Below are 20,132 nucleotides of genomic sequence, written 5' to 3' on the forward strand. Positions count from 1 at the left end.
ATCGAATCGAGACAATTTGTCGAGGTTCGACGAGCGGGGAGGTCGGGGCCTTGCCTTGACTGGGGACAAGATCCTCTTTAGACTCTTGATCCCCTAAATTTGGCGGGAATTCGTTCCTGCCATTTTGCTTTTCTTGCAAGACAATAGCGTCGCAAGACAACAGTGGAGCTAGTAGATGGCAACTATCAACCAGCTGGTACGTCAGCCGCGTAAGCGTATCGTCGAGAAATCCGACGTACCTGCGCTGCAGAACTGCCCGCAACGTCGTGGCGTGTGCACCCGTGTGTACACCACTACGCCGAAAAAACCTAACTCGGCACTGCGTAAAGTATGCCGTGTGCGTCTGACCAACGGTTTCGAGGTTTCCTCGTACATCGGTGGTGAAGGCCACAACCTGCAAGAGCACAGCGTGGTACTGATCCGCGGCGGTCGTGTAAAAGACTTGCCAGGTGTTCGTTACCACACCGTTCGCGGCTCCCTGGATACTTCCGGTGTTAAAGGTCGTAACCAAGGTCGTTCGAAGTACGGTACCAAGCGTCCGAAGTAATCGGCCGTTTTGCAGATTTTCATTTTATTGAGTCGATAAGAGTAAGGTCGGGCGCGCATCCTCTGGATCTGTCCCGAGCTAACCTGAAGACCGTTTGAGGGCTTATCAATGCCAAGACGTCGCGTAGCAGCAAAGCGTGAGATTCTGGACGATCCGAAATACGGAAGCCAAATCCTCGCCAAATTCATGAACCACGTTATGGAAAGCGGCAAGAAAGCCGTTGCCGAGCGTATCGTTTATGGTGCCCTGGAAACCGTTGCGACCCGTAAGGCTGGCACCGATCCCCTGGAACTCTTCGAAAAAGCACTCGACGCCATCGCTCCGCTGGTCGAAGTGAAGTCGCGCCGCGTTGGTGGTGCTACTTACCAGGTTCCGGTCGAAGTTCGTCCGTCCCGTCGTAACGCTCTGGCAATGCGCTGGTTGGTAGACTTCGCCCGTAAGCGCGGCGAGAAGTCTATGGCTCTGCGCTTGGCTGGCGAGCTGCTGGATGCTGCTGAAGGTAAAGGTGCTGCTGTTAAGAAGCGTGAAGACGTGCACCGTATGGCCGAAGCCAACAAAGCTTTCTCGCACTACCGCTTCTAATTTTAGCTTCACTAATTTTGCGAGGGCTTTATGGCTCGTACTACTCCGATTAGTCGCTACCGTAACATCGGTATCGTCGCTCACGTGGATGCTGGTAAAACCACCACCACCGAGCGCGTCCTTTTTTACACTGGCAAAAGTCACAAAATGGGCGAGGTGCATGACGGCGCCGCGACCACAGACTGGATGGTTCAGGAGCAGGAGCGTGGTATTACCATTACTTCTGCTGCCATTACCGCCTTCTGGAAAGGTTCCGAGAAGCAGTACGCTCACGAGCATCGCTTCAACGTAATCGATACCCCGGGCCACGTAGACTTCACCATTGAAGTAGAACGTTCCCTGCGCGTACTCGACGGCGCTGTCGTTGTGTTCTGCGGTACTTCGGGTGTTGAGCCTCAGTCGGAAACCGTATGGCGTCAGGCCAACAAATACGGCGTTCCACGTCTTGTTTACGTAAACAAGATGGACCGTGCTGGTGCCAACTTCCTGCGCGTGATCGGTCAGATCAAACAGCGTCTGGGTCACACTCCGGTGCCGATCCAGCTGGCTATCGGTTCGGAAGACAACTTCCAGGGCCAGATCGACCTGATCAACATGCAGGCTGTTTACTGGAACGACTCTGACAAGGGTATGGTCCCTGTTCGCAAGGACATTCCTGCCGAGCTCCAAGAGCTGGCTGACGAGTGGCGCAACAACATGGTTGAAGCTGCTGCCGAAGCCAACGAAGAGCTGATGAACAAGTACCTGGAAGGCGAAGAGCTGTCGATCGAAGAGATCAAAGCTGCTTTGCGTCAGCGTACTATTGCCGGCGAAATCGTTCTGGCCGTTTGCGGTTCTTCCTTCAAGAACAAGGGCGTTCCCCTGGTTCTCGACGCCGTTATCGACTTCCTGCCTGCTCCGACCGACATTCCTGCTATCAAGGGTTCCAACCCTGATAACGAGGAAGAGGAAATGGAGCGTCATGCAAGCGACGACGAGCCGTTCGCGGCCCTGGCGTTCAAGATCGCTACCGACCCATTCGTGGGTACCTTGACCTTCGTCCGCGTTTACTCGGGCGTGTTGAACTCCGGCGACGGCGTGATCAACTCGGTTAAAGGCAAGAAAGAGCGCGTGGGTCGTATGGTGCAAATGCACGCAAACGCCCGTGAAGAGATCAAGGAAGTACGCGCTGGCGACATCGCGGCCCTGATCGGCATGAAGGACGTCACCACTGGTGAAACCCTCTGCAACGCTGACAAGCCAATCATCCTGGTTCGCATGGACTTCCCGGAGCCGGTTATTTCGGTTGCCGTAGAGCCTAAGACCAAGGATGACCAGGAAAAAATGGGTATCGCTCTGGGCAAGCTTGCTCAGGAAGACCCGTCTTTCCGCGTTAAAACTGATGAAGAGACTGGTCAAACGATCATCTCCGGCATGGGCGAGCTGCACCTGGACATCCTGGTTGACCGGATGCGCCGTGAGTTCAACGTCGAAGCCAACATCGGCAAGCCTCAAGTTTCGTACCGTGAGCGCATCACGAAGAACTGCGAAATCGAAGGCAAGTTCGTTCGTCAATCCGGTGGTCGTGGTCAGTTCGGTCACTGCTGGATCCGTTTTGCTCCTGCTGACGAAGGTCAGGAAGGTCTGCAATTCGTGAACGAAGTAGTAGGTGGTGTGGTTCCTAAGGAATACATCCCGGCTATCCAGAAGGGTATCGAAGAGCAGATGAAGAACGGCGTTGTTGCCGGCTATCCGCTGATCGGCCTGAAGGCTACCGTGTTCGATGGTTCTTACCACGACGTCGACTCCAACGAGATGGCGTTTAAAGTGGCTGCTTCCATGGCGACCAAGCAACTGGCCCAGAAGGGCGGTGGTGAGCTGCTTGAGCCGATCATGGCGGTAGAGGTTGTTACGCCTGAAGACTATATGGGTGATGTGATGGGCGACCTTAACCGTCGTCGCGGCATGATCCAGGGTATGGAAGACACAGTGTCCGGCAAGGTTATCCGTGCCGAAGTTCCACTGGGTGAGATGTTCGGTTATGCGACCGACGTTCGTTCCATGTCCCAGGGTCGCGCAAGCTACTCTATGGAATTCAAAAAATACGATACGGCTCCGTCGCACATCGTCGAATCCGTTACCAAAAAACAAGGCTGATTCAGCCCCTTTAGGCTAGGAGTTAATTGTCGTGGCTAAAGAAAAATTTGATCGTTCCCTACCGCACGTAAACGTTGGCACCATCGGTCACGTTGACCACGGTAAAACCACTCTGACCGCTGCTCTGACTCGCGTCTGCTCCGAAGTTTTCGGTTCGGCCGTAGTTGAATTCGACAAGATCGACAGCGCTCCAGAAGAAAAAGCTCGTGGTATCACCATCAACACCGCGCACGTTGAGTACAACTCGACTATTCGTCACTACGCTCACGTTGACTGCCCAGGTCACGCTGACTACGTGAAGAACATGATCACCGGTGCTGCCCAGATGGACGGCGCGATCCTGGTTTGCTCGGCCGCTGATGGTCCGATGCCACAAACCCGTGAGCACATCCTGCTGTCCCGTCAGGTAGGCGTTCCGTACATCGTGGTTTTCCTGAACAAGGCTGACCTGGTAGACGACGCTGAGCTGCTGGAACTGGTTGAGATGGAAGTTCGTGACCTGCTGTCGACCTACGACTTCCCAGGCGACGACACTCCGATCATCATCGGTTCGGCTCGTATGGCGCTGGAAGGCAAAGACGACAACGAAATGGGCACCACTGCCGTTCGTAAACTGGTTGAAACTCTGGATACCTACATCCCTGAGCCAGTTCGTATGATCGACAAGCCATTCCTGATGCCAATCGAAGACGTGTTCTCGATCTCGGGTCGCGGTACTGTTGTGACTGGTCGTATCGAGCGCGGTATCGTTCGCGTTCAAGATGCTCTGGAAATCGTTGGTCTGCGTGACACCACCACCACCACCTGCACCGGTGTTGAGATGTTCCGCAAGCTGCTGGACGAAGGTCGTGCTGGCGAGAACTGCGGCGTTCTGCTGCGTGGCACCAAGCGTGACGACGTTGAGCGTGGTCAGGTTCTGGTTAAGCCGGGTTCGGTTAAGCCACACACCAAGTTCACCGCAGAAGTTTACGTTCTGAGCAAGGAAGAAGGCGGTCGTCACACTCCGTTCTTCAAAGGCTACCGTCCACAGTTCTACTTCCGTACTACTGACGTGACTGGTAACTGCGAGCTGCCAGAAGGCGTTGAAATGGTAATGCCAGGTGACAACATTCAGATGACTGTTACCTTGATCAAAACCATCGCGATGGAAGACGGTCTGCGTTTCGCTATCCGTGAAGGCGGTCGTACCGTCGGCGCTGGCGTCGTAGCCAAAATCATCGAGTAATCTCTTTTTTGAGATCGCTTTGATGAGTTGAAAAAGCCCCCGCTTAGCGGGGGCTTTTTTATTGGGTTGACACCTATCTGGGGCGTCTATAGAATTGCGCCTCCTTTTAACGGGCGTATTGCGCCCGGTGGGAATAGCAGCCGGAGTCTGAAATCCAATGCAAAATCAGCAAATCCGTATCAGGTTGAAGGCTTTTGACCATCGCCTGATCGACCAATCAACCCAGGAAATCGTGGAAACCGCGAAACGTACTGGTGCTCAAGTGCGTGGTCCAATTCCACTGCCTACCCGTAAAGAGCGGTTTACCGTTCTGGTTTCCCCGCACGTCAACAAAGACGCGCGTGACCAGTACGAAATCCGCACTCATAAGCGCGTTCTGGACATCGTCCAGCCAACGGATAAAACCGTTGATGCACTTATGAAGCTTGATCTTGCGGCCGGTGTGGAAGTGCAGATCAGCCTCGGCTAAGACTCGGTCTTGGTCGTGTAACGCTCTGAAATGGGCGGCCATAGCGGGTGAAAGCCCCGTACACTCATGAGGTTTACAACATGACTATTGGTGTAGTCGGTCGTAAAGCGGGTATGACCCGTATTTTCACCGAAGAAGGTGTCTCCATTCCGGTCACGGTCATTGAGATCGAGCCGAATCGCGTCACCCAGTTCAAAACTGAAGAAACCGATGGCTATCGTGCAGTGCAAGTCACTGTCGGCGAGCGTCGTGCTTCCCGTGTAACAGCTGCTCAGGCTGGCCACTTCGCCAAAGCGAACGTTGCCGCTGGTCGTACCGTAATGGAATTCCGCCTTGAAGAAGGCGAGTACCAGGCCGGCGATCTGATCAACGCTGAAATCTTCGCTGCTGGTCAACTGGTTGATGTAACCGGTCAGTCCAAAGGTAAAGGCTTCCAGGGTACGATCAAGCGTTGGAATTTCCGCGGGCAAGATAACACCCACGGTAACTCCGTATCCCACCGCGTCCCAGGCTCTATCGGCCAGTGCCAGACTCCTGGTCGTGTATTCAAGGGCAAAAAAATGTCCGGTCATATGGGCGCTGAGCGCGTGACCGTGCAGTCCCTGGAAGTAGTGCGCGTGGACGCTGAACGCAATCTGTTGTTGGTCAAGGGTGCTGTTCCTGGCGCTACTGGCGGCAACCTGGTTGTACGTCCAGCAGCCAAGGCTCGCGGTTAAGGGGAAGCTGACATGCAATTAAATGTAAATGACGCTCAAGCGATCGAAGTTTCCGAACTGACATTTGGCGGCGAGTTCAACGAGACGCTGGTTCACCAAGCAGTCGTGGCCTACATGGCCGGCGGCCGTCAAGGTAGCAAGCAGCAAAAGACCCGTTCCGACGTTCGTGGTGGCGGTAAGCGCCCATGGCGTCAGAAAGGTACTGGCCGTGCTCGTGCCGGTACTATCCGTAGCCCAATCTGGCGCGGCGGCGGTACCACTTTCGCAGCTCGTCCACAAGATCACTCCCAGAAGCTGAACAAGAAGATGTACCGCGCAGCAATGCGTTCCATCCTTGCTGAGCTGGTGCGTACTGATCGTCTGGTTGTGGTTCAGGATTTCGCAGTTGAAACTCCGAAAACCAAAGACCTGCTGGGCAAACTGAACAACATGAGCCTGACCGACGTTCTGATCGTGTCGGACGCTGTTGATCAGAACCTGTACCTGGCTGCTCGTAACCTGCCACACGTAGATGTACGTGACGTGCAAGGTTCCGATCCAGTTAGTCTGATCGCATACGACAAGGTGTTGATCACCGTGTCGGCCGTGAAGAAATTCGAGGAGCTGCTGGGATGAACCAGGAACGCGTATTTAAAGTTCTGCTTGGCCCGCACGTTTCCGAGAAGGCTACGGTTCTGGCAGACAAGAAAGGCCAGTTCGTTTTCAAGGTTGCTACTGACGCAACCAAGCTGGAAATCAAGAAGGCCGTCGAAAGCCTGTTCAGCGTGAAAGTTGAGCGTGTTACTACCCTGAACGTTCTGGGTAAGAGCAAGCGCACCGCTCGCGGTCTGGGCAAGCGTAATGACTGGAAGAAGGCAGTTATCTCCCTTCAGCCAGGCCAAGATCTCGATTTCAGCAGCAGTGCTGAGTAAGGAAGGGGTGCATCATGGCAATCGTTAAATGCAAACCGACTTCCCCTGGCCGCCGTTTTGTGGTCAAGGTGGTCAACCAGGAGCTGCATAAAGGCGCTCCTCACGCACCGCTGCTCGAGAAAAAATCGAAGTCTGGTGGTCGTAACAACAATGGCCGTATTACCACTCGTCACATCGGTGGTGGTCATAAGCAGCATTATCGTCTGGTCGACTTCCGTCGCAACGACAAAGATGGCATCGCTGCCACTGTCGAGCGTATCGAATACGATCCAAACCGTACTGCTCACATCGCTCTGCTGCTGTACGCAGATGGCGAGCGTCGCTACATCATCGCCCCTAAAGGCGTGAGCGCTGGCGACCAGCTGATCGCAGGTGCTCTGGCACCGATCAAGCCGGGCAACGCTCTGCAACTGCGCAACATTCCAGTTGGTAGCACCGTACACGGCATCGAACTGAAGCCAGGTAAAGGCGCACAAATCGCTCGTTCCGCTGGTGCTTCGGCTCAGCTGATCGCTCGTGAAGGCGTTTACGTGACCCTGCGTCTGCGTTCCGGTGAAATGCGTAAAGTACTGGCTGAATGCCGTGCGACCCTGGGCGAAGTCTCGAACTCCGAGCACAGCCTGCGTTCGCTGGGTAAAGCTGGTGCCAAGCGCTGGCGTGGCGTTCGCCCAACCGTTCGTGGTGTTGCCATGAACCCGGTTGACCACCCACATGGTGGTGGTGAAGGTCGTACCTCTGGTGGTCGTCATCCGGTATCGCCATGGGGCTTCCCGACTAAGGGCGCGAAGACTCGTGGTAATAAGCGTACCGACAAAATGATCGTCCGTCGTCGCAAGTAAATAGAGGGATACGACAGTGCCACGTTCTCTGAAAAAAGGTCCTTTTATTGATCTTCACCTACTGAAGAAGATCGAAGTGGCGGCGGAAAAGAACGATCGCAAACCAATTAAGACTTGGTCGCGTCGTTCGATGATCCTGCCACAAATGGTCGGTCTGACCATCGCAGTACACAACGGTCGTCAGCACGTCCCAGTTCTCGTTAACGAAGACATGGTCGGCCACAAACTGGGCGAGTTCGCCGGTACCCGCAACTATCGCGGGCACGTGGCAGACAAGAAAGCCAAGCGTTAAGGGGTAAGGAAATGGAAGTAGCCGCTAAGTTGTCGGGCGCTCGAATCTCCGCCCAGAAAGCCCGCTTGGTCGCCGACCAGATCCGCGGGAAGAAGGTGGGCGAAGCGCTCAACCTGTTGGCTTTCAGCAGTAAGAAAGCCGCCGAGATCATGAAAAAAGTGCTGGAGTCGGCCGTAGCCAACGCCGAGCATAACGAAGGCGCAGACGTTGATGACCTGAAGGTCAGCACCGTTTTCGTCAACGAAGGGCGTTCGCTGAAGCGCATCATGCCACGTGCCAAAGGCCGTGCTGATCGCATCGTCAAGCGGTCTTGCCATATCACTGTCAAGGTTGCTGACAAGTAACGGAGTCGAAGAGATGGGTCAGAAAGTACATCCCATTGGCATTCGCCTGGGAATCGTCAAGGAGCACACCTCCGTCTGGTACGCAGACGGTCGGACTTATGCGGACTACTTGTTCGCTGATCTGAAGGTGCGTGAATACCTCCAAGACAAACTAAAAAGCGCGTCCGTAAGCCGTATCGATATCCATCGTCCGGCCCAAACTGCACGCATCACCATCCACACCGCTCGTCCAGGTATCGTTATCGGGAAGAAAGGTGAAGATGTTGAGAAACTGCGTCAGGACCTGACCAAGCAAATGGGTGTGCCTGTGCACATCAATATCGAAGAGATCCGCAAGCCGGAACTCGACGGTATGCTGGTTGCGCAGAGCGTAGCTCAGCAGCTGGAGCGTCGCGTAATGTTCCGTCGCGCTATGAAGCGCGCTGTACAGAATGCCATGCGCATTGGTGCCAAAGGCATCAAAATCCAAGTGAGCGGTCGTCTCGGCGGTGCTGAAATCGCACGTACTGAATGGTATCGCGAAGGTCGTGTGCCACTGCACACCCTGCGTGCCGACATCGACTATGCCAACTACGAAGCTCACACCACTTACGGTGTGATCGGTGTAAAGGTTTGGATCTTCAAGGGCGAAGTAATTGGTGGTCGCCAAGAAGAACTGAAACCACAAGCACCAGCGCCTCGTAAAAAAGCTGCTAAGTAAGGGGTACGCCAAATGTTGCAACCAAAGCGTACGAAGTTCCGCAAGCAGATGACCGGCCACAACCGTGGTCTGGCACTGCGCGGTAGCAAAGTCAGCTTCGGCGAGTTCGCGCTGAAGTCTGTAGCTCGTGGTCGTCTCACCGCTCGTCAGATCGAGTCAGCGCGTCGTGCTCTGACCCGTCACGTAAAACGTGGCGGCAAGATCTGGATCCGTGTATTCCCGGACAAGCCGATCTCCAAGAAGCCTCTCGAGGTTCGTATGGGTAAAGGTAAGGGTAACGTGGAGTACTGGGTTGCCCAGATTCAGCCAGGCAAAGTCCTGTATGAAATCGAGGGTGTTTCTGAAGAGCTGGCGCGTGAGGCTTTCGCCCTGGCTGCTGCAAAGCTGCCGCTCGCCACCTCCTTTGTTAAACGGACGGTGATGTGATGAAAGCGAATGAACTTCGTGAAAAATCCGCACAGCAGCTGAACGAGCAACTGCTCGGCTTGCTGCGCGACCAGTTCAATCTGCGCATGCAGAAAGCAACTGGCCAGTTGGGGCAGTCTCATCTGCTCTCGCAAGTTAAGCGTGACATCGCTCGCGTGAAGACTGTGCTCAACCAGCAGGCAGGTAAGTGATCATGGCTGAAGCCGAAAAAACTGTCCGTACGCTGACTGGCCGTGTTGTCAGCGACAAGATGGACAAAACCATCACCGTTCTGATCGAGCGTCGCGTTAAGCACCCGATCTACGGTAAATACGTTAAGCGTTCGACTAAGCTGCACGCGCACGACGAAACCAATCAGTGCCACATCGGCGACAAAGTCACTATTCGTGAAACTCGTCCGATGGCCAAGACCAAGTCTTGGGCGCTGGTTGATGTTCTCGAACGCGCTGTGGAAGTCTAAGGGCTAGGGGTCGGAGAAATTATATGATTCAGACTCAATCCATGCTCGATGTGGCCGATAACAGCGGCGCTCGCCGCGTTATGTGCATCAAGGTGCTGGGTGGCTCCCATCGTCGTTACGCTGGTATCGGTGACATCATCAAAGTTACCGTGAAGGAAGCAATTCCTCGCGGTAAGGTGAAAAAAGGCCAAGTGATGACTGCAGTTGTAGTCCGCACTCGTCACGGCGTACGTCGTGCTGATGGCTCCATTATCCGCTTTGATGGCAACGCTGCTGTTCTTCTGAACAACAAGCAAGAGCCGATCGGCACCCGTATCTTTGGGCCAGTGACCCGTGAACTTCGTACTGAGAAGTTCATGAAGATCGTCTCGCTCGCCCCAGAAGTGCTGTAAGGAGATCCGACATGCAAAAGATTCGTCGTGACGACGAGATCATCGTGATCGCCGGCAAAGACAAAGGTAAGCGCGGTAAGGTGCTGAAGGTTCTTGCTGACAACCGTCTGGTTGTTGGTGGTCTGAACCTGGTCAAGCGTCATACCAAGCCTAACCCGATGTCGGGCGTACAGGGCGGTATCGTCGAGAAAGAAGCGCCACTGCACGCTTCTAACGTCGCCATCTTCAACGGCGAAACCAACAAGGCTGACCGCGTTGGTTTCAAAGTAGAAGACGGTAAAAAAATTCGTGTCTTCAAGTCGACCCAAAAAGCGGTTGATGCTTGAACACTGCTAGGTAGAAGACCATGGCACGACTAAAAGAGATTTACCGGAAGGAAATCGCTCCGAAACTTAAGGAAGAACTTAAGCTTTCGAACGTGATGGAAGTTCCGCGCGTTACCAAAATCACCCTGAACATGGGTCTGGGCGAAGCGATCGGCGACAAAAAAGTCATCGAGCACGCTGTTGCTGACCTGGAAAAGATCACCGGCCAGAAAGTCGTTGTGACCTACGCTCGCAAATCCATCGCTGGCTTTAAAGTCCGTGAAGGTTGGCCGATCGGCGTCAAAGTGACTCTGCGCCGTGAGCGTATGTACGAGTTCCTGGATCGTCTGCTGTCGATCTCCCTGCCTCGGGTTCGCGACTTCCGCGGCCTGAATGCCAAGTCCTTCGATGGTCGTGGCAACTACAGCATGGGCGTGAAAGAGCAGATCATTTTCCCGGAAATCGACTACGACAAGATCGATGCTCTCCGCGGTCTGGACATTACCCTGACCACCACTGCCAAGAACGATGATGAAGGCCGCGCTCTGCTGCGTGCTTTCAAATTCCCGTTCCGCAACTGATTGGAGTAGGAAAATGGCCAAGAAGAGCATGAAGAACCGTGAGCTGAAGCGTCAGCTCACCGTTGCCAAGTACGCCACCAAGCGTGCAGCGCTGAAAGCTATCATCGTTGATCTGAACGCAAGTCCAGAAGCGCGTTGGGAAGCTACCGTAGCTCTGCAGAAGCAGCCACGTGACGCAAGCGCTTCGCGCATGCGTAACCGCTGCCGCCTGACTGGTCGTCCGCACGGCGTTTACCGCAAGTTCGGCCTGGGCCGTAACAAGCTGCGTGAAGCTGCAATGCGTGGTGATGTTCCAGGTCTGGTTAAAGCCAGCTGGTAATTGCTGTCAAAGTCTCGATGGTCGGCTTCGCAAGAACCTGACCATCGGTGGCCTTGAACATGAATCAAGCCCCTTTTGGGGCTTGATTCATTTCTGGGGTATGTCTAGAATGACCGGCTCGCCTGAGCCCGTGTTTTTTATGCCCGGAATTTCTCGGCGACAAGTAGTAGCCGCAAGGCTAATTTTTCTGTATTAGGAGCGTCTAGCCCATGAGTATGCAGGACCCGTTAGCGGACATGCTAACTCGAATCCGTAATGCCCAGATGGCTGAAAAGTCCGTCGTAAGCATGCCTTCTTCCACGTTGAAGGTGGCTGTAGCTAAAGTCCTGAAGGACGAAGGTTACATCGCGGGTTATCAGATCAGCAGCGAAACAAAACCACTGCTGTCTATCGAGCTGAAATATTTCGAAGGCCGTCCGGTCATCGAAGAAGTCAAGCGCGTTAGCCGTCCAGGCCTGCGTCAGTACAAGTCCGTCGAAGATCTGCCAAAAGTACGTGGCGGTCTCGGTGTGTCTATCGTCTCCACCAACAAAGGTGTGATGACTGATCGTGCTGCGCGCGCTGCCGGTGTCGGCGGCGAAGTTCTTTGCACTGTGTTCTAAGGGGGGATAAGCATGTCTCGCGTCGCTAAGAACCCCGTTAAGCTGCCAGCCGGTGTCGAAGTCAAATTCGCAGGCCAACAGCTTTCGGTGAAGGGTGCCAAGGGCACTCTCGAACTGAACGTCCATTCGTCCGTTGAGATCGTTGAAGAAGCCGGTGAGCTGCGTTTTGCTGCTCGCAATGGCGATCAACAAACTCGCGCAATGGCCGGTACCACTCGTGCGTTGGTTAACAACATGGTCCAGGGCGTAAGCCAAGGCTTCGAGCGCAAGCTCCAGCTGGTCGGTGTTGGTTACAAAGCGCAAGCAAAAGGCACAGTGCTGAACCTGGCTCTTGGCTTCTCGCACCCAGTGGATTATGAACTGCCGGAAGGCATCACCGCTGAGACCCCTAGCCAGACCGATATCCTGATCAAGGGCATCGACAAGCAGCTGGTAGGTCAAGTGGCCGCCGAGATCCGCGACTTCCGTCCACCAGAGCCGTACAAAGGCAAAGGTGTGCGCTACGCGGACGAAGTCGTCCGTCGTAAAGAAGCCAAGAAGAAGTAGGGCATAGCAAATGACCGACAAAAAAGTTACTCGACTGCGTCGCGCTCGCAAAGCACGCCTGAAAATGCACGAACTCGAAGTCGTGCGTCTCTGCGTGTTCCGCTCGTCGCAGCACATCTACGCCCAGGTCATTTCGGCCGACGGCAACAAAGTCCTGGCAAGCGCCTCGACTTTGGATAAAGAACTGCGTGATGGCGCCACTGGCAACATCGACGCGGCCACTAAGGTTGGCCAGCTGGTCGCTACGCGTGCTAAGGCCGCTGGCGTCTCGCAGGTGGCTTTCGACCGCTCTGGCTTCAAGTACCACGGCCGCGTTAAAGCGCTGGCTGATGCTGCTCGTGAAGCTGGGCTGGAGTTCTAAGTTATGTCAAATAACGACCAAAAGCGCGACGAAGGCTACATTGAGAAGCTGGTTCAAGTTAACCGCGTAGCCAAAACCGTTAAAGGCGGCCGTATCTTCACTTTCACCGCGTTGACCGTGGTTGGTGATGGTAAAGGGCGTGTTGGCTTCGGCCGTGGCAAGTCGCGTGAAGTGCCTGCTGCGATCCAGAAGGCAATGGAAGCTGCTCGCCGCAACATGATCCAGGTTGATCTGAACGGCACCACTCTGCAGTACGCAATGAAGTCCGCTCACGGCGCTTCGAAGGTGTACATGCAGCCTGCTTCTGAAGGTACCGGTATCATCGCTGGCGGCGCTATGCGTGCTGTCCTCGAAGTTGCTGGCGTTCAGAACGTTCTGGCCAAGTGCTACGGCTCGACTAACCCTGTAAACGTGGTTCACGCCACTTTCAAGGGTCTGAAGGCTATGCAGTCTCCTGAATCCATCGCAGCCAAGCGTGGCCTGCGTGTTGAGGAGATCAAGTAATCATGGCTACCGTTAAAGTTACGCTGATCAAAAGCATGACCGGCCGCATCCCTAACCACAAACTGTGCGTTAAGGGTCTGGGTCTGCGTCGCATCGGTCACACTGTAGAAGTCCAGGATACTCCCGAGAATCGCGGGATGATCAACAAGGCTTACTACATGCTGCGTGTCGAGGGTTAATCGATGAAACTCAATGATCTGAGTCCAGCGCCGGGTTCCCGTCGCGAAAAGCATCGTCCGGGCCGTGGTATCGGTAGTGGTTTGGGTAAGACTGGTGGCCGTGGTCACAAAGGTCAGACCTCCCGCTCCGGTGGCACTATTGCTCCAGGCTTTGAAGGCGGTCAACAACCGCTGCATCGTCGCCTGCCGAAGTTCGGTTTCGTTTCCCTGAAAGCTATGGACCGCGCAGAAGTGCGTCTGTCCGAGCTGGCTAAAGTGGAAGGCGACATCGTCACCGTGCAGTCCCTGAAAGATGCCAACGTGATCAACGTCAACGTACAGCGTGTGAAAATCATGCTGTCCGGTGAAGTGACTCGCGCTGTCACTATCGGCAAGGGAATCGGCGCCACCAAAGGTGCGCGTGCGGCTATCGAAGCAGCTGGCGGCAAGTTCGAGGAATAAATGGCTAAGCAAGGTGCTCTCTCTGCGCTCGGCAAAGGCGGTATGTCTGAACTCTGGGCTCGTCTGCGTTTTCTGTTCCTGGCGATTATCGTCTACCGAATAGGCGCACACATCCCGGTTCCAGGTATCAACCCGGACCGACTCGCGGACCTGTTTCGACAGAATGAGGGGACCATTCTTAGCTTGTTCAACATGTTTTCCGGCGGTGCGCTGGAGCGGATGAGCATTTTTGCACTGGGGATCATGCCGTACATTTCGGCATCGATCATCATGCAACTGATGACCGCCGTCAGCCCGCAGCTGGAGCAGTTGAAGAAGGAAGGTGAAGCTGGCCGTCGCAAGATCAGCCAGTACACCCGCTACGGCACCGTCGTCCTCGCTCTCGTCCAGGCCATTGGCATGTCCATTGGTCTGGCGGGGCAGGGCGTTGCGTTCACTGGTGACTTTGGCTTCCATTTCGTCGCGGTATCCACTTTTGTGGCTGGTGCGATGTTCATGATGTGGCTGGGTGAGCAGATTACTGAGCGTGGTGTAGGTAACGGTATCTCGATGTTGATTTTTTCGGGTATCGTCGCCGGTCTTCCGAGAGCAATCGGGCAGTCTTTCGAGTCTGCGCGTCAGGGTGATATCAACATCTTCGCCCTGGTTGCCATCGGTTTGCTGGCAGTAGCGATTATCGGTTTCGTGGTGTTCATTGAGCGTGGTCAGCGTCGTATCGCCGTTCACTACGCCAAGCGTCAGCAAGGCCGCAAGGTTTTCGCTGCGCAGACTAGCCACTTGCCGCTGAAGGTGAACATGGCCGGTGTTATTCCGGCTATTTTCGCGAGCAGCATTCTGCTGTTCCCGGCTTCGCTGGGTGCCTGGTTTGGTCAGTCTGAAGGTATGGGCTGGTTGCAGGACATCTCGCAGTCGATCGCTCCTGGTCAGCCGTTGAATATTCTGCTGTTTAGTGCAGGGATTATTTTCTTCTGCTTCTTCTATACGGCGTTGATGTTCAATCCGAAAGACGTAGCGGAAAACCTGAAGAAGTCCGGTGCCTTTATTCCGGGCATCCGTCCAGGTGAGCAGTCCGCGCGCTACATTGATGGCGTTCTGACTCGCTTGACCATGTTCGGTGCTCTTTACATGACGGCCGTGTGCCTGTTGCCCCAGTTCCTGGTGGTTGCAGCAAACGTTCCGTTCTACCTTGGCGGGACCTCGTTGCTGATCGTGGTCGTGGTTGTGATGGACTTCATGTCCCAAGTACAATCGCACCTCGTTTCGCACCAGTACGAATCCCTGATGAAGAAAGCCAACCTGAAGGGTTACGGCAGCGGCATGTTGCGCTGAGTACCCATAAGGTTCGAGGAGTTGGTGATGAAAGTTCGTGCATCGGTGAAAAAGCTGTGCCGTAACTGCAAGATTATTCGCCGCGAAGGTGTTGTTCGAGTAATTTGCAGCGCGGAACCGCGTCACAAACAGCGCCAAGGCTGAGTGTGATTGTGCTTCAAGCCCGGCAGCTAGTGCGCTGCCGGGTTGATTATTTGTTATTACAGCGATATTATCTCGCGCCCTATTTCTTGGCTTCCGGGGCGTAGGTAGCTGTCAATTGGAGTCCCACTGAATGGCCCGTATTGCAGGCGTTAACATTCCAGATAACAAGCATACTGTTATCTCGCTGACCTACATCTATGGTGTTGGTCGCACTACTGCACAGAAGATTTGTGCAGAGACTGGGGTAAACCCAGCCGCAAAGATCAAGGATCTGAGCGACGAGCAGATTGAACAGCTGCGTGGCGAAGTGGCGAAGTTCACCACTGAAGGTGACCTGCGTCGCGAAATCAACATGAAAATCAAGCGCTTGATGGACCTCGGTTGCTATCGCGGTCTGCGTCATCGTCGTGGTCTGCCAGTACGCGGTCAGCGTACCAAGACCAACGCGCGTACCCGTAAAGGTCCGCGTAAGCCGATCCGCAAGTAATCGCCCCAGCGAATCGACAGGAATTTAATCATGGCAAAACCTGCTGCTCGTCCTCGTAAAAAAGTTAAAAAGACAGTGGTTGATGGCATCGCCCACATCCATGCTTCTTTTAACAACACCATCGTGACCATTACCGACCGTCAAGGTAACGCTCTTTCCTGGGCTACCTCCGGTGGTTCGGGTTTCCGCGGTTCCCGCAAGTCCACCCCGTTCGCTGCTCAAGTAGCTGCTGAGCGTGCTGGTCAAGCTGCGCTGGAATACGGCCTGAAAAACCTCGACGTGAACGTCAAGGGTCCAGGTCCAGGTCGTGAATCCGCAGTCCGCGCTTTGAACGGCTGTGGCTACAAGATCGCCAGCATCACCGACGTGACGCCAATCCCGCACAACGGGTGCCGTCCGCCGAAGAAGCGCCGCGTGTAATCCAGGAGATTGTAAAGAATGGCTCGTTACATTGGTCCAAAATGCAAACTCGCTCGTCGCGAAGGCACCGATCTCTTCCTGAAGAGCGGCGTGCGCGCGATCGAATCGAAGTGCAACATTGAAGCAGCACCTGGTATCCACGGCCAACGCCGCGGTCGCCAGTCCGACTACGGCACCCAACTGCGTGAAAAGCAGAAGGTCCGTCGTATCTACGGCGTTCTCGAGCGTCAATTCAGCGGCTACTACAAAGAAGCTGCTGGCAAGAAAGGTGCAACCGGTGAAAACCTGCTGCAACTGCTCGAATGCCGTCTGGACAACGTCGTATACCGTATGGGCTTTGGTTCGACTCGTGCCGAATCCCGTCAGCTGGTATCGCACAAGTCGATCAGCGTTAACGGTCAGACCGTAAACGTTCCTTCGTACCAGGTTCGTGCTGGTGACGTGGTCGCTGTTCGCGAGAAAGCAAAAAATCAACTTCGCATTGTCCAAGCTCTCGATCTGTGTGCTCAACGTGGCCGCGTAGAGTGGGTAGAAGTAGACACTGAGAAGAAGTCGGGCGTTTTCAAGAACGTTCCTGCTCGCAGTGATCTGTCCGCCGACATCAACGAAAGCCTGATTGTCGAGCTCTACTCCAAGTAAGGGCTAGAAAATAGGTGCATCCATGCAGATTTCGGTAAATGAGTTCCTGACACCCCGCCATATTGATGTGCAGGTTGTCAGTCCAACCCGCGCCAAGATCACTCTCGAGCCTCTCGAGCGTGGTTTCGGCCACACCCTGGGCAACGCGCTGCGCCGCATCCTGTTGTCCTCAATGCCCGGCTGCGCAGTAGTCGAGGCCGAGATTGACGGTGTGCTCCACGAGTACAGCGCCATCGAAGGTGTACAGGAAGACGTAATTGAAATCCTGTTGAACCTTAAAGGTCTGGCTATCAAGCTGCACGGCCGTGACGAAGTTACGCTGACCTTGTCGAAGAAGGGTTCGGGGGTGGTTACCGCTGCCGATATTCAGCTGGATCATGATGTCGAGATCGTTAATCCCGATCACGTAATCGCTAACCTGGCGTCTAACGGCGCCCTGAACATGAAGCTCACCGTAGCTCGTGGTCGTGGTTATGAACCAGCAGACTCGCGTCAGAGCGATGAAGACGAAAGCCGCAGCATCGGTCGCTTGCAGCTTGACTCTTCGTTCAGCCCGGTTCGCCGTATCGCATACGTGGTGGAAAACGCCCGTGTCGAACAGCGTACCAACCTGGACAAGCTGGTTATTGATCTGGAAACCAACGGTACTCTGGATCCTGAAGAGGCTATCCGTCGTGCTGCAACCATTCTGCAACAGCAGTTGGCTGCGTTCGTCGACCTCAAAGGTGACAGTGAGCCAGTGGTTGTCGAGCAGGAAGACGAGATCGATCCGATCCTGCTTCGCCCGGTTGACGATCTGGAACTGACTGTACGTTCGGCTAACTGCCTTAAGGCGGAAAACATCTACTACATCGGCGACCTGATTCAGCGTACCGAAGTAGAGCTGTTGAAGACTCCGAACCTGGGCAAGAAATCCTTGACTGAAATCAAGGACGTTCTGGCCTCCCGCGGTCTGTCCCTCGGCATGCGCCTCGACAACTGGCCGCCTGCAAGTCTTAAGAAGGACGACAAGGCGACTGCCTGATCGTCGTAATCACCGAACGTTGTGTTTGGTAAGGAATGAACCATGCGTCATCGTAAAAGTGGTCGTCACCTGAGCCGCACCAGCTCGCACCGCAAGGCCATGTTCCAAAACATGGCGGTGTCGCTGTTCGAGCACGAGCTGATCAAAACTACTCTGCCAAAAGCCAAAGAACTGCGCCGCGTTGCCGAGCCGCTGATCACTCTGGCCAAGACAGACAGCGTTGCTAACCGTCGTCTGGCTTTCGACCGTACTCGTTCGAAAGCTATCGTTGGTAAGCTCTTCAACGACCTGGGCAAGCGTTACGCTACCCGTGAGGGTGGCTACCTGCGCATCCTCAAGTGCGGTTTCCGCGCTGGCGACAACGCGCCTATGGCGTACGTCGAACTGGTTGATCGTGCTGTCGGCGGTGAAGCTGTATCCGCTGAGTAAGACGTCAGTCTGAAACAAAGAACCGGGCCTAGTGCCCGGTTTTTTGTGCCCGCAAGAAATGCGCGGTTCGTACAAGCTTCTACCCTGTCTGGGTCTGCACTATGTGCGGGGATTTATCGTTAGCTTTTTTCTATTGATGACCATGAGTTAATGAATTTGTGGCTGTCATGTTGATGATCGATACTCCCCAACAAGCCGATTAGCCGGCAGTTCAAGACTGACAGAGGAAGAAGATCGCATGAGCCAGAACAAGACGCTTACGACTGCCAGCGGCGCGCCAGTCGCCGACAACCAGAACTCCCGCTCTGCCGGGCCGCGTGGTCCGTTGCTGCTCGATGACTTTCACTTGATCGAGAAGCTTGCCCATTTCAACCGTGAAAACATTCCCGAGCGTCGTGTGCATGCCAAGGGCTCGGGCGCCTACGGTACTTTCACTGTCACTCGTGATATCACGCAGTACACCAGCGCCAAGCTGTTCTCTGCTGTAGGCAAGCAGACACCAACCTTTCTGCGTTTTTCCACGGTGGGTGGTGAGCGTGGTTCGGCTGACACCGAGCGCGATCCTCGTGGCTTTGCCCTGAAGTTCTACACAGAAGAAGGTAACTGGGACATCGTTGGCAACAACACGCCAGTGTTCTTCATTCGCGATCCGCTGAAATTCCCTGACTTTATCCACACCCAGAAACGCCTGCCGCAGAGCAACCTGAAAAGTGCGCAGATGATGTGGGATTTCTGGTCGCACTCGCCCGAGGCGCTGCACCAGGTCACCATTCTGTTTTCCGATCGCGGTATTCCTGACGGCTACCGCCACATGCACGGCTTCGGCAGCCACACGTACAGCTTGATCAGTGCGCAAGGCGAGCGTCACTGGGTGAAGTGGCACTACAAAACCAAGCAAGGGATCAAGAACCTTGCGCCGGCAGATGCGGCACGGTTGGCGGGTACCGATCCTGATTACGCGCAGCGTGATCTGTTCGAGGCCATTGAGCGCGGCGACTTCCCGAAATGGCGCGTGTGCATCCAGATCATGACCGAAGCCCAGGCCGCAGCACATTACGAGAACCCGTTTGACGTGACCAAGACCTGGTCGCAGAAGGAGTTCCCGCTGATCGAAGTCGGTGAGCTGGAGTTGAATCGCAACCCGCTGAACTACTTCGCCGAAGTCGAACAGGCTGCATTCGGCCCGAGCAACATGGTTCCGGGTGTCGGTCTTTCGCCGGATCGCATGCTGCAAGGTCGCGTGTTTGCCTACGCCGATGCGCATCGCTATCGCGTCGGCACCAATCACCAGCAACTGCCGGTGAACGCTCCGCGCAGCCCGGTGAATACCTACCAGCGCGATGGCTCGATGGCATTCGGCAGCAACGGTGGTGCGGCCCCCAACTACGAGCCGAACAGCTACGTAGAGTCGCCAAAGCAGGCGCCGCATTACGCTGAGCCTGCGCTGGCCTTGAGTGGCGCAGCGGATCGCTACGATCACCGCGAAGACACCGACTACTACAGCCATGCCGGTGCGCTGTTCCGTTTGATGAGCGACGAGCAGAAAGCGTTGCTGGTCAGCAACATCGCCGGTGCGATGGCGGGTGTTTCGAGTGATGTCGTCGACCGTCAGTTGCAGCATTTCTACAAGGCCGACCCGGCGTATGGAGAAGCAATCGCAAAGCTGCTCAACGTACAGCTTAACGAAGTCTAAACGAGAAGCAGAACCGCCCTCATTAGGGCGGTTTTTGCGTTATTTAACCTGCTTTTCTCAGAATATCTTCGCTTTTATTGCGCGAAGTGA

At 54.9% G+C, this 20,132-nt stretch carries 33 protein-coding genes; all 33 read left to right on the forward strand.

Annotated elements, in window-relative coordinates:
• Window positions 1-175: 175 nt before the first annotated feature.
• The 33 genes from rpsL to AC07VV_RS23045 all read left to right on the forward strand — a co-directional run bounded on the left by rpsL (window position 176) and on the right by AC07VV_RS23045 (window position 20,042).
• Window positions 176-547, forward strand: coding sequence for a 30S ribosomal protein S12 (rpsL, locus tag AC07VV_RS22885; RefSeq protein WP_003186084.1), 372 nt, complete (start codon window positions 176-178; stop codon window positions 545-547).
• 108 nt (window positions 548-655) lie between these two features.
• Window positions 656-1,129, forward strand: a complete 474-nt coding sequence (rpsG, locus tag AC07VV_RS22890; RefSeq protein WP_007916467.1) for a 30S ribosomal protein S7 — start codon at window positions 656-658, stop codon at window positions 1,127-1,129.
• Window positions 1,130-1,159: 30 nt separating this feature from the next.
• Window positions 1,160-3,265: an elongation factor G gene (fusA, locus tag AC07VV_RS22895; protein ID WP_249484902.1), complete on the forward strand. Its 2,106-nt coding sequence runs from the start codon at window positions 1,160-1,162 to the stop codon at window positions 3,263-3,265.
• 31 nt (window positions 3,266-3,296) lie between these two features.
• Window positions 3,297-4,490 carry an elongation factor Tu gene (gene tuf / locus AC07VV_RS22900; protein WP_024014521.1) on the forward strand — a complete coding sequence of 398 codons (1,194 nt, stop codon included), beginning with the start codon at window positions 3,297-3,299 and terminating at the stop codon, window positions 4,488-4,490.
• A 157-nt stretch (window positions 4,491-4,647) separates the two neighbouring features.
• Complete coding sequence (rpsJ, locus tag AC07VV_RS22905) at window positions 4,648-4,959, forward strand: 30S ribosomal protein S10 (RefSeq protein WP_003186070.1); 312 nt, start codon at window positions 4,648-4,650, stop codon at window positions 4,957-4,959.
• An 80-nt stretch (window positions 4,960-5,039) separates the two neighbouring features.
• A complete protein-coding gene (rplC, locus tag AC07VV_RS22910; protein WP_007955641.1) occupies window positions 5,040-5,675 on the forward strand; it encodes a 50S ribosomal protein L3 in 636 nt (211 codons plus the stop codon).
• A gap of 12 nt (window positions 5,676-5,687) precedes the next feature.
• Window positions 5,688-6,290 (forward strand): 50S ribosomal protein L4, encoded by a 603-nt coding sequence (gene rplD, locus AC07VV_RS22915; RefSeq protein ID WP_003228735.1) that lies wholly within the window; start codon window positions 5,688-5,690, stop codon window positions 6,288-6,290.
• Window positions 6,287-6,586: a 50S ribosomal protein L23 gene (gene rplW, locus AC07VV_RS22920; RefSeq protein ID WP_002555488.1), complete on the forward strand. Its 300-nt coding sequence runs from the start codon at window positions 6,287-6,289 to the stop codon at window positions 6,584-6,586. The genes rplD and rplW overlap by 4 nt, the downstream gene beginning before the upstream one ends.
• A gap of 14 nt (window positions 6,587-6,600) precedes the next feature.
• Window positions 6,601-7,425: a 50S ribosomal protein L2 gene (rplB, locus tag AC07VV_RS22925; RefSeq protein ID WP_003186055.1), complete on the forward strand. Its 825-nt coding sequence runs from the start codon at window positions 6,601-6,603 to the stop codon at window positions 7,423-7,425.
• 16 nt (window positions 7,426-7,441) lie between these two features.
• Window positions 7,442-7,717, forward strand: a complete 276-nt coding sequence (gene rpsS / locus AC07VV_RS22930) for a 30S ribosomal protein S19 (RefSeq protein ID WP_011336172.1) — start codon at window positions 7,442-7,444, stop codon at window positions 7,715-7,717.
• A gap of 11 nt (window positions 7,718-7,728) precedes the next feature.
• Entirely contained in the window at window positions 7,729-8,061 is a 333-nt protein-coding gene (gene rplV / locus AC07VV_RS22935; RefSeq protein ID WP_003103908.1) for a 50S ribosomal protein L22, read from the forward strand.
• 13 nt (window positions 8,062-8,074) lie between these two features.
• Complete coding sequence (gene rpsC / locus AC07VV_RS22940; protein WP_003176422.1) at window positions 8,075-8,761, forward strand: 30S ribosomal protein S3; 687 nt, start codon at window positions 8,075-8,077, stop codon at window positions 8,759-8,761.
• A 12-nt stretch (window positions 8,762-8,773) separates the two neighbouring features.
• Window positions 8,774-9,187, forward strand: coding sequence for a 50S ribosomal protein L16 (gene rplP / locus AC07VV_RS22945; protein WP_003228729.1), 414 nt, complete (start codon window positions 8,774-8,776; stop codon window positions 9,185-9,187).
• Complete coding sequence (gene rpmC / locus AC07VV_RS22950) at window positions 9,187-9,378, forward strand: 50S ribosomal protein L29 (protein WP_002555481.1); 192 nt, start codon at window positions 9,187-9,189, stop codon at window positions 9,376-9,378. The genes rplP and rpmC overlap by 1 nt, the downstream gene beginning before the upstream one ends.
• A 2-nt stretch (window positions 9,379-9,380) precedes the next feature.
• Window positions 9,381-9,647, forward strand: coding sequence for a 30S ribosomal protein S17 (rpsQ, locus tag AC07VV_RS22955; protein ID WP_003194644.1), 267 nt, complete (start codon window positions 9,381-9,383; stop codon window positions 9,645-9,647).
• A gap of 23 nt (window positions 9,648-9,670) precedes the next feature.
• Window positions 9,671-10,039: a 50S ribosomal protein L14 gene (gene rplN / locus AC07VV_RS22960; RefSeq protein WP_002555479.1), complete on the forward strand. Its 369-nt coding sequence runs from the start codon at window positions 9,671-9,673 to the stop codon at window positions 10,037-10,039.
• Window positions 10,040-10,050: 11 nt separating this feature from the next.
• Window positions 10,051-10,365: a 50S ribosomal protein L24 gene (gene rplX / locus AC07VV_RS22965; protein WP_003186046.1), complete on the forward strand. Its 315-nt coding sequence runs from the start codon at window positions 10,051-10,053 to the stop codon at window positions 10,363-10,365.
• A 20-nt stretch (window positions 10,366-10,385) separates the two neighbouring features.
• Entirely contained in the window at window positions 10,386-10,925 is a 540-nt protein-coding gene (gene rplE, locus AC07VV_RS22970; protein WP_003210069.1) for a 50S ribosomal protein L5, read from the forward strand.
• 13 nt (window positions 10,926-10,938) lie between these two features.
• Complete coding sequence (rpsN, locus tag AC07VV_RS22975) at window positions 10,939-11,244, forward strand: 30S ribosomal protein S14 (RefSeq protein ID WP_003228726.1); 306 nt, start codon at window positions 10,939-10,941, stop codon at window positions 11,242-11,244.
• A 209-nt stretch (window positions 11,245-11,453) separates the two neighbouring features.
• Window positions 11,454-11,846, forward strand: a complete 393-nt coding sequence (rpsH, locus tag AC07VV_RS22980) for a 30S ribosomal protein S8 (protein ID WP_003228724.1) — start codon at window positions 11,454-11,456, stop codon at window positions 11,844-11,846.
• A 12-nt stretch (window positions 11,847-11,858) separates the two neighbouring features.
• Window positions 11,859-12,392 carry a 50S ribosomal protein L6 gene (gene rplF, locus AC07VV_RS22985; RefSeq protein ID WP_025129400.1) on the forward strand — a complete coding sequence of 178 codons (534 nt, stop codon included), beginning with the start codon at window positions 11,859-11,861 and terminating at the stop codon, window positions 12,390-12,392.
• Between the two features lie 10 nt (window positions 12,393-12,402).
• Window positions 12,403-12,753: a 50S ribosomal protein L18 gene (gene rplR, locus AC07VV_RS22990; protein WP_003186037.1), complete on the forward strand. Its 351-nt coding sequence runs from the start codon at window positions 12,403-12,405 to the stop codon at window positions 12,751-12,753.
• Between the two features lie 3 nt (window positions 12,754-12,756).
• On the forward strand, window positions 12,757-13,257 hold the full coding sequence (gene rpsE, locus AC07VV_RS22995; protein WP_007955637.1) for a 30S ribosomal protein S5: 501 nt from the start codon (window positions 12,757-12,759) through the stop codon (window positions 13,255-13,257).
• 2 nt (window positions 13,258-13,259) lie between these two features.
• Complete coding sequence (gene rpmD / locus AC07VV_RS23000; RefSeq protein ID WP_003176408.1) at window positions 13,260-13,436, forward strand: 50S ribosomal protein L30; 177 nt, start codon at window positions 13,260-13,262, stop codon at window positions 13,434-13,436.
• 3 nt (window positions 13,437-13,439) lie between these two features.
• On the forward strand, window positions 13,440-13,877 hold the full coding sequence (gene rplO / locus AC07VV_RS23005) for a 50S ribosomal protein L15 (protein ID WP_003228720.1): 438 nt from the start codon (window positions 13,440-13,442) through the stop codon (window positions 13,875-13,877).
• Entirely contained in the window at window positions 13,878-15,206 is a 1,329-nt protein-coding gene (secY, locus tag AC07VV_RS23010) for a preprotein translocase subunit SecY (RefSeq protein WP_003228718.1), read from the forward strand.
• Between the two features lie 27 nt (window positions 15,207-15,233).
• Entirely contained in the window at window positions 15,234-15,350 is a 117-nt protein-coding gene (gene rpmJ, locus AC07VV_RS23015) for a 50S ribosomal protein L36 (RefSeq protein WP_002555468.1), read from the forward strand.
• A 130-nt stretch (window positions 15,351-15,480) separates the two neighbouring features.
• A complete protein-coding gene (gene rpsM, locus AC07VV_RS23020; protein WP_009045849.1) occupies window positions 15,481-15,837 on the forward strand; it encodes a 30S ribosomal protein S13 in 357 nt (118 codons plus the stop codon).
• 30 nt (window positions 15,838-15,867) lie between these two features.
• Window positions 15,868-16,257 (forward strand): 30S ribosomal protein S11, encoded by a 390-nt coding sequence (rpsK, locus tag AC07VV_RS23025; protein ID WP_002555466.1) that lies wholly within the window; start codon window positions 15,868-15,870, stop codon window positions 16,255-16,257.
• Window positions 16,258-16,275: 18 nt separating this feature from the next.
• Window positions 16,276-16,896, forward strand: coding sequence for a 30S ribosomal protein S4 (gene rpsD, locus AC07VV_RS23030; RefSeq protein ID WP_003176404.1), 621 nt, complete (start codon window positions 16,276-16,278; stop codon window positions 16,894-16,896).
• A 22-nt stretch (window positions 16,897-16,918) separates the two neighbouring features.
• Complete coding sequence (locus AC07VV_RS23035) at window positions 16,919-17,920, forward strand: DNA-directed RNA polymerase subunit alpha (RefSeq protein ID WP_003186012.1); 1,002 nt, start codon at window positions 16,919-16,921, stop codon at window positions 17,918-17,920.
• Between the two features lie 42 nt (window positions 17,921-17,962).
• Complete coding sequence (gene rplQ / locus AC07VV_RS23040; protein ID WP_007955635.1) at window positions 17,963-18,349, forward strand: 50S ribosomal protein L17; 387 nt, start codon at window positions 17,963-17,965, stop codon at window positions 18,347-18,349.
• A gap of 238 nt (window positions 18,350-18,587) precedes the next feature.
• A complete protein-coding gene (locus AC07VV_RS23045) occupies window positions 18,588-20,042 on the forward strand; it encodes a catalase (RefSeq protein ID WP_495037558.1) in 1,455 nt (484 codons plus the stop codon).
• Window positions 20,043-20,132 lie beyond the last annotated feature (90 nt).

The sequence above is a fragment of the Pseudomonas sp. GW821-FHT02C04 genome, from assembly GCF_059421845.1.

Excerpts from the sequence above, each read along its gene's own strand:
- rpsL (WP_003186084.1), top strand. The coding sequence starts at position 176 with ATGGCAACTATCAACCAGCTGGTACGTCAGCCGCGTAAGCGTATCGTC.
- rpsG (WP_007916467.1), top strand. The coding sequence starts at position 656 with ATGCCAAGACGTCGCGTAGCAGCAAAGCGTGAGATTCTGGACGATCCG.
- fusA (WP_249484902.1), top strand. The coding sequence starts at position 1,160 with ATGGCTCGTACTACTCCGATTAGTCGCTACCGTAACATCGGTATCGTC.
- rpsJ (WP_003186070.1), top strand. The coding sequence starts at position 4,648 with ATGCAAAATCAGCAAATCCGTATCAGGTTGAAGGCTTTTGACCATCGC.
- rplC (WP_007955641.1), top strand. The coding sequence starts at position 5,040 with ATGACTATTGGTGTAGTCGGTCGTAAAGCGGGTATGACCCGTATTTTC.
- rplD (WP_003228735.1), top strand. The coding sequence starts at position 5,688 with ATGCAATTAAATGTAAATGACGCTCAAGCGATCGAAGTTTCCGAACTG.
- rplW (WP_002555488.1), top strand. The coding sequence starts at position 6,287 with ATGAACCAGGAACGCGTATTTAAAGTTCTGCTTGGCCCGCACGTTTCC.
- rplB (WP_003186055.1), top strand. The coding sequence starts at position 6,601 with ATGGCAATCGTTAAATGCAAACCGACTTCCCCTGGCCGCCGTTTTGTG.
- rplV (WP_003103908.1), top strand. The coding sequence starts at position 7,729 with ATGGAAGTAGCCGCTAAGTTGTCGGGCGCTCGAATCTCCGCCCAGAAA.
- rpsC (WP_003176422.1), top strand. The coding sequence starts at position 8,075 with ATGGGTCAGAAAGTACATCCCATTGGCATTCGCCTGGGAATCGTCAAG.
- rplP (WP_003228729.1), top strand. The coding sequence starts at position 8,774 with ATGTTGCAACCAAAGCGTACGAAGTTCCGCAAGCAGATGACCGGCCAC.
- rpmC (WP_002555481.1), top strand. The coding sequence starts at position 9,187 with ATGAAAGCGAATGAACTTCGTGAAAAATCCGCACAGCAGCTGAACGAG.
- rpsQ (WP_003194644.1), top strand. The coding sequence starts at position 9,381 with ATGGCTGAAGCCGAAAAAACTGTCCGTACGCTGACTGGCCGTGTTGTC.
- rplN (WP_002555479.1), top strand. The coding sequence starts at position 9,671 with ATGATTCAGACTCAATCCATGCTCGATGTGGCCGATAACAGCGGCGCT.
- rplX (WP_003186046.1), top strand. The coding sequence starts at position 10,051 with ATGCAAAAGATTCGTCGTGACGACGAGATCATCGTGATCGCCGGCAAA.
- rplE (WP_003210069.1), top strand. The coding sequence starts at position 10,386 with ATGGCACGACTAAAAGAGATTTACCGGAAGGAAATCGCTCCGAAACTT.
- rpsN (WP_003228726.1), top strand. The coding sequence starts at position 10,939 with ATGGCCAAGAAGAGCATGAAGAACCGTGAGCTGAAGCGTCAGCTCACC.
- rpsH (WP_003228724.1), top strand. The coding sequence starts at position 11,454 with ATGAGTATGCAGGACCCGTTAGCGGACATGCTAACTCGAATCCGTAAT.
- rplF (WP_025129400.1), top strand. The coding sequence starts at position 11,859 with ATGTCTCGCGTCGCTAAGAACCCCGTTAAGCTGCCAGCCGGTGTCGAA.
- rplR (WP_003186037.1), top strand. The coding sequence starts at position 12,403 with ATGACCGACAAAAAAGTTACTCGACTGCGTCGCGCTCGCAAAGCACGC.
- rpsE (WP_007955637.1), top strand. The coding sequence starts at position 12,757 with ATGTCAAATAACGACCAAAAGCGCGACGAAGGCTACATTGAGAAGCTG.
- rpmD (WP_003176408.1), top strand. The coding sequence starts at position 13,260 with ATGGCTACCGTTAAAGTTACGCTGATCAAAAGCATGACCGGCCGCATC.
- rplO (WP_003228720.1), top strand. The coding sequence starts at position 13,440 with ATGAAACTCAATGATCTGAGTCCAGCGCCGGGTTCCCGTCGCGAAAAG.
- secY (WP_003228718.1), top strand. The coding sequence starts at position 13,878 with ATGGCTAAGCAAGGTGCTCTCTCTGCGCTCGGCAAAGGCGGTATGTCT.
- rpmJ (WP_002555468.1), top strand. The coding sequence starts at position 15,234 with ATGAAAGTTCGTGCATCGGTGAAAAAGCTGTGCCGTAACTGCAAGATT.
- rpsM (WP_009045849.1), top strand. The coding sequence starts at position 15,481 with ATGGCCCGTATTGCAGGCGTTAACATTCCAGATAACAAGCATACTGTT.
- rpsK (WP_002555466.1), top strand. The coding sequence starts at position 15,868 with ATGGCAAAACCTGCTGCTCGTCCTCGTAAAAAAGTTAAAAAGACAGTG.
- rpsD (WP_003176404.1), top strand. The coding sequence starts at position 16,276 with ATGGCTCGTTACATTGGTCCAAAATGCAAACTCGCTCGTCGCGAAGGC.
- AC07VV_RS23035 (WP_003186012.1), top strand. The coding sequence starts at position 16,919 with ATGCAGATTTCGGTAAATGAGTTCCTGACACCCCGCCATATTGATGTG.
- rplQ (WP_007955635.1), top strand. The coding sequence starts at position 17,963 with ATGCGTCATCGTAAAAGTGGTCGTCACCTGAGCCGCACCAGCTCGCAC.
- AC07VV_RS23045 (WP_495037558.1), top strand. The coding sequence starts at position 18,588 with ATGAGCCAGAACAAGACGCTTACGACTGCCAGCGGCGCGCCAGTCGCC.